The following is a 6578-nucleotide window of genomic DNA, read 5'->3' as shown; positions in this document are numbered from 1 at the left end:
GTGATGCCCGTAGCTCCAGTAATGCCGGTCGGCCCTGTTGTGCCAGTAGGTCCAGTGATGCCCGTAGCTCCAGTAATGCCGGTCGGCCCTGTTGTGCCAGTAGGTCCAGTGATACCAGTAGGCCCAGTGACGCCGGTCGGCCCAGTAATGCCTGTAGCCCCCGTGATGCCAGTATCCCCAGTAACGCCGGTCGGCCCCGTAATGCCGGTAGCTCCAGTAATGCCAGTAGGCCCCGTGACGCCGGTAGCCCCAGTAACACCCGTAGTTCCAGTGATGCCGGTCGGCCCCGTAATGCCGGTCGGTCCAGTGACTCCTGCAGCTCCAGTAATGCCGGTAGGCCCAGTAATCCCTGTCGATCCAGTAATGCCGGTAGCCCCTGTGACGCCGGTCGGCCCCGTAATGCCGATAGCCCCTGTGACACCAGTAGGCCCAGTGATGCCGGTAGCTCCAGTAATGCCAGTAGGCCCAGTAATACCGGACGGTCCAATGATGCCAGTAGGCCCAGTAATGCCGGTAGGTCCTGTGGTTCCGGTCGGCCCTGTTACGCCGGTCGGCCCAGTAATGCCAGTAATTCCTCTAATCACCACAGTGCCAGTCGGCCCTATAGGACCTTGTGGCCCCGTCGCCCCTGTTCTCCCTGGGTCTCCAGCAGGTCCAGGTGGCCCATAAGGCCCCGGCGGTCCCGCGGGCCCTGGTGGACCTGGAGGCCCAGGATAATAATTATGCCCGTTTGAGCACTTACAACAGGAAGAAGGATCTGAATTGTTTACATAGATCTTATTGCATACATTGCAAAAATGGTTGTTGTTGGAATGATTCATATTTGAATTGTTGGTATATTTGTTTCTAGATGCATCATTAAACTTCCTTCCATTTTCTCTTTTTAAAGATCGTTTAAAATCCTCGTGCTGCATGTTGTTTCTCACTCCCTACCATTTAATAGTAGTAATCTTAATAGTATATTTGGGTTGGCCAAGTATTGGTTGGGGAGGAGTAACAGGAACGGCACAATAGAGGAAAGAGCATATAAAAAAGGATAGGAGTCTTCCTTTTACAGAAGGCTTCTATCCTTATTTCTTAGATTTTTCTAGTTTTAAAAATTGCATTCGCTCATTAAAAAGGGTGGGGTAGGATAAATATCCTAGCATAATACTTGTCACGACTGCTGTCGTTAGGAGGAGAAATAGAATCAGTAATTGAAATAAAACTGCCTGTAATGGATCTGCTCCGGCTATTATTTGCCCACTCATCATACCTGGGAGCTGCACAAGTCCAATTGTTTTCTGACTCTCAATTGTCGGTATAGTACTTGCCTGAATAGATGTAATCAATTGTTTATGGACCGCTTGTTTTGGAGTTCCACCAAGTGAAAGAATAAGTTCTGTCTCTTTTGATTTTGTTTCTACCTCTGATATAAAACGATTTAGAAACAATATCGAAAGCACCATGGAGTTTCCGATAACCATACCACTAATTGGAATGATGTACTGGGCAGTTGTAGGTGTTATGCTCAGCCCTAGTAGGATTCCCTGAGTTAATACTTCTACAGTAATAAAAGTAAGTACGAGCTTCCATGTAATTCCTTTAATTTGTACGCCTTTTTTTCGAGCGTTTTGTGTTGCGGCAGCTATCATGAGAATTATCATGAGCAAAATATAGAAAAGATGTTCCGACTCGAAGACCAATTGCAAAACATATCCGACAGCAAGCAGTTGAATTATAGACCTAACCGTAGCAATCAGTGTATCTTTTTCGAGTCCTAAATTTAATGTTCGGGACAATACAAGGGGGATGATAACAAAAATGAGTGTGATAGCTAGTGATAAATAACTCATGAATTGTCACCTTTCACAAAAAGCCTGACTTCATCGTTTTCAGGCTGATCTAAGAGAAAACTTTCACCAGCTTCTACAAGTTGTCCATTTATCATTACCCATGTGTAATCCCCAATTGTTCGTGCTTGTTGTAAGTTATGAGTTATCCAAACGATTGTCGTACCATATTGTTTATTAATCCTCACAATTAATGCTTCGACATCCTGTTGTGAGACCCTATCTAATGAAGACGTAATTTCATCTAAGAGTAGTATAGAAGGACGATTTACCAGAGTCCTGGCAATCGATAACTTTTGGCGCTGGCCACCTGATAGGTCCTTGGTACTTTGATCAGAGATAGTTGCTGGTAAGCCGACGAGCTTTAATAATTCATTTGCCTTATCCTCTGTTAGTTCCTTTCCTTGTAACGTTAGCGGCATTGCAAGATTTTCATACACCGTGCCGTCCACCATCGTAGCATCCTGCATGGCAAAACCAACCATTCTTCTTAACTCAACAGGTGCATAGGAATCAATTTCTTTTCCCGCGACTAAAATATCACCACTGTCTGCTGAAGCTAACCCATTACATAGTTTAAATAACGTTGATTTACCTGCTCCAGATGGTCCCACAAGTGTGGTAATCTTTCCTTCCAAAAAAGTACCGTTGATATCTTGTAGGATCGTTTTCCCATTAACAGAGAAGGTAACATGATTCCATTGAACTGCTGCATTTACTGAGGCCATTTTTTCACTTCCCTTTGCTAGCTGCATTGCTTATTATAAGAATAATCATAGCTTATCATGTATAGATAAAAGAAAAAACTTCCGCTATTTTATTAGTCGGAAGTTCTTATATCCCCTATATTTATTCTCGAAAAACACTTTATCTACGATTGCTCTTAGGATCAAACGTGTCCCTTAGCCCATCTCCAATAAAGTTAATAGCCAGTACAGTAAGAAGGATAGCTAATCCAGGTGGGACCCATGCTTCTGGGTGATCACGCAAAATACGAATATTCTGTGCTTCTGAAATCATGTTCCCCCAAGTAGGGGTTGGCTGTGGTATGCCCATTCCGATAAAGCTCAATGCTGATTCGACTATAATCATTGTAGCCATTAAAAGGGTGGCGTTCACAATAATAGGACCGATTGCATTCGGAATAAAGTGCTTAAAAATGATCCGAATATCTGTTGCGCCAATTGCTCTGGCTCCAAGGATAAATTCCTGCTCTCTTAATGATAGGAAGGCACCCCGTACAATTCTTGTTAGGGTTGGCCAGGAGGTTATGGCAATAACTGCCACAAATATACCTACCGTCACTTTTTCTAAAATGGCAATAATGGTTAATGCAAGAACAAGAAAAGGCAATGCTAGCATAAGGTCAGCGGCACGCATTATGAGATTATCTACTTTTCCACCATAATAGCCTGCTAATGCACCCGTAATAACACCAATTAAAAGGGTAAATAACATAGCGGAAAAACCTACAGTAAGAGAAATTCTAGCACCATAAATTAGACGGGCAAAATTATCTCTGCCAGAGCTATCTGTCCCGAGTAAATGTTCTGATGAAGGTGGCTTTTCTATCAGCATAAGATCGCCTTTTGTAGGATCATGTTGTGTTAGTAGAGGAGCGAATAAAGCTGCCAAAATAAAAAGAATTAGAACAGCTATACCTGCAATGGCCAATTTATTTCTTAAGAATCGCTTCCTTGCCAATTTAAACGGACTCTGATTATGTTTTTGGTTAGATGAGACTTCAGTATTTTTCGTTATATTAGGTTTCAACATATATCACCTCAATCATAGCGAATCCTAGGGTCGACAATACTGTAAAATATATCTGCAAGTAGATTGCCAATAAGTATGGCTACCCCTAATAGGAGTGTGATTGACATAATCACAGGATAATCTCTATTTGTTATGGAGTTAATAAACAAGGTCCCAAGTCCAGGATAACTGAAAACCTGCTCTGTAATAATCGCACCACTTAGCAAAGCACCGAACTCAAAGCCCATCAGGGTAATAATTGGAATCATTGCATTACGTAATGTGTGCTTGTACATTACACTCCGATCACTCATACCTTTTGCTTTTGCTGTTCGAATATAATCACTACCCAGTACATCAAGGACCTCTGATCGCATGTAGCGCATATATGTTGCGGTCCCAGCAAGTCCAAGTGTTATGCCTGGAAGTACCATATGGTGAATTCGATCTAGGAATTCAGCGAAGCCTGTAACATGGATGTTAGAAATTGTCCCTTGTGCCGGAAACCAACCAAGTTTAATAGCAAATACGTAAATAGCGATTAGACCAAAGAAAAAGTTAGGAACAGCCAAGCCGAAAAACCCAAAAGTGGTTGCACCGTAATCAAGTGGAGAATAAGGATTCTTAGCAGAATAAATCCCAATGGGTATAGCGACAATTAAGGTAAGGACAAGGGCGAAAACACCTAGATACACGGTATTCACGATTCTTTCACTAATAAGACTTGCAACATCCCGACCTTTATAGTACATCGATTCCCCAAAATCTCCTTTTGCCATTGCGGTTGCCCAACGTAAGTATTGGACGGGGATAGGGTCGTTTAGCCCGAGCGCCTCTCGCTGCTCATTAAATACCTCAGGATCTACAGTTGGGTCAAGAATTTTCCCAGTAAAAGGGTCACCAGGAGCTGCTGTAGCCAGAGCAAAAACAATAATCGACAGCATGATAAGCATCGGTATAAAAACAAGTATTCTTCTAATGATATATTTGTGCATATAATCCCCCCATGAAGGAGGAGAGTATGCTAGGGAGCATACTCTCTACTTTATTTTAGTCAGCCTTCTTTAAATTCGGGCGCTTCCGTATTTGTTAGTTCGCATCATTAACCCACCATAAATGTGCATCTTGATACATGGTATAAGGTAATGGATCTACACCTTGCAAGCGTTTATTGTAGGCCCAAAGGCTATTTTGTGCGTACAATAGCAACGCAGGGAGGTCTTCAGAAAAAATGCTCTGCCATTCGGAGTACACTTCTGCACGATAATCCTGTTCAAATGCTTCTGGTGCTTTCAATGCTTTTTGCATAAGTTCTTCGGATTCTGGGTTATTCCATCTAGAGAAGTTGTAAGCTGCTTTCGTTGCCCATAAACCAGATGGATCAGGATCAGCACTTCCAAGACTCCAGCCTAACAAGTATAAGTCCCAATCGGTGTTATCATTTGTTAATTCTTCTACATAAGCTGTCATTTCTTTAGGCTGACGTAAGTTAACGTTAATACCAACTTCTTCAAGCTGTTGTTCGATTAATGGAGCGGATTTTTCTCGAAGCTCATTTCCTGTAGGGTAATCCATATTAAGAATCCATTCATTCCCATCCGGATCGTCCCTAAATCCATCCCCATTATCATCCACATAACCAAGCTCATCTAACATAGAACCTGCTTTTTCAGGATCGAAATTATAATTTGTGGCGGCGGCATCATCATATGCCCAGAACTGTGTTGCAACTGGAGAATTAATTGGTTGACCACGTCCATAAAGAAGACCATCTACTAGACCTTCCCGATTTACAGCATAGGAAATGGCCTGCCTTAATTTTGGATCAGCTAGTTTCTCGTTTGGTACCCAATTGTCAGGTTCTAGTGCACCTGCTTCTACATCTTCACCTGTACGATGATTGTGCTTGAATCCAAGAAGCTGATAGCCAAAGTCAGGCTGTTCAATAATTTCTATATTTCCAAAGCCTTGTACGGTTTCAAAGTCAGCCGGAGGTATACCGTTTGGATCTGCGATGAAGTCTACCTCTCCTGATTCAAGTAATCCAGTCATGACAGACTGTGCTACCACTTTCCATACAATGCTCTCTAAGTAAGGAGTTCCTTGCCAATAATCTCCATGTCTCTCCAAAATATATTGCTCTCGTTCTATCATGTTTGTAAATTTAAAGGCGCCAGTACCGATCACTGCCCCAGCATCACGAGATTCTGCAGCTTCAGGCATTTCGGCAACTGGGATATCTTTGAAAATGTGCTCTGGGATAATAGGGAAGCTTGCATAATAAAGTGGGTTAATATTTGGCTCTTCAAAATGGAATGTTACAGTGTAATCATCATCTGCTACAACGCCTTCGAACGTGTCAGTCTCACCAGAACTGTAAGCATTATAGCCAAGTAATGGAAGGACGTAAGCGGTTCTTATTCCACCAGCCGAAACATAATCAGGGTCTGACATTGACTTGTATGTGAACACAACATCTTCAGCAGTAAATTCTTCCCCGTCATGCCATGTCACGCCTTCTTCAAGCTTTAATGTCAGGGAAGTTTGATCATCGTTTGTTTCCCATTCTTTCGCTAGACTTGGAATAAACTCAAGGCTCTCATTTTGGGATACAAGACTATCATGTGTAAAACTCAGGATGTTAGCTTCATATGCTTCCTCATAGAAAATCGGGTTAAACATACCTGCTGGCGCAGAATACATTGCCCCAGTCAATGTTCCGCCTTCTTGCGGCCCACTCTCTACTTCTTCTTTTTCTTCTTCATTATCATCTTTTTCATCTTCAGTATTTTCGGTCTCCTTATTCTCGGAGCCTTCTTCATCGCTATCGTTATTACAAGCGACTAATAAAAATCCCGTCATGCATATAAAGACAAGCAAAATCAGTAATCTTCTTAATGCTTTATTCATCCTAAAATTCCCCCTTTATTAAAAGAAATAGATATAAAACGATTGCGTCCAGCCCTCCTTTTTGGTGGTTTTATATGAAAA

General features: G+C 42.2%; 6 protein-coding genes. All 6 read right to left on the bottom strand.

The annotated features are described in order from the left end of the window. On the bottom strand, positions 1 to 914 hold a 914-nt coding region (locus BN985_RS18010), incomplete at its 3' end, for a collagen-like domain-containing protein (RefSeq protein ID WP_198030036.1). A gap of 156 nt (positions 915 to 1070) precedes the next feature. Next, positions 1071 to 1835: an ABC transporter permease gene (locus BN985_RS18005; RefSeq protein ID WP_042225300.1), complete on the bottom strand. Its 765-nt coding sequence runs from the start codon at positions 1833 to 1835 to the stop codon at positions 1071 to 1073. After that, the gene (locus tag BN985_RS18000; RefSeq protein ID WP_042225299.1) at positions 1832 to 2560 is read right to left on the bottom strand and encodes an ABC transporter ATP-binding protein; all 729 of its coding nucleotides are present in this window, start codon (positions 2558 to 2560) and stop codon (positions 1832 to 1834) included. Before BN985_RS18000 ends, BN985_RS18005 begins: the two co-directional genes overlap by 4 nt. A gap of 139 nt (positions 2561 to 2699) precedes the next feature. Next, positions 2700 to 3608 carry an oligopeptide ABC transporter permease gene (gene opp4C, locus BN985_RS17995; protein ID WP_042225298.1) on the bottom strand — a complete coding sequence of 303 codons (909 nt, stop codon included), beginning with the start codon at positions 3606 to 3608 and terminating at the stop codon, positions 2700 to 2702. An 8-nt stretch (positions 3609 to 3616) separates the two neighbouring features. Further along, positions 3617 to 4582 carry an ABC transporter permease gene (locus BN985_RS17990; RefSeq protein ID WP_042225296.1) on the bottom strand — a complete coding sequence of 322 codons (966 nt, stop codon included), beginning with the start codon at positions 4580 to 4582 and terminating at the stop codon, positions 3617 to 3619. A 94-nt stretch (positions 4583 to 4676) separates the two neighbouring features. Beyond that, entirely contained in the window at positions 4677 to 6497 is a 1821-nt protein-coding gene (locus tag BN985_RS17985) for a peptide-binding protein (protein ID WP_042225294.1), read from the bottom strand. Positions 6498 to 6578 lie beyond the last annotated feature (81 nt).

Origin of the sequence: Oceanobacillus manasiensis, assembly GCF_000724085.1 — a bacterium.
GTDB classification, from domain to species: Bacteria; Bacillota; Bacilli; order Bacillales; family Amphibacillaceae; genus Oceanobacillus_B; species Oceanobacillus_B manasiensis.
This window is presented reverse-complemented; position numbering and strand designations above follow the sequence as displayed.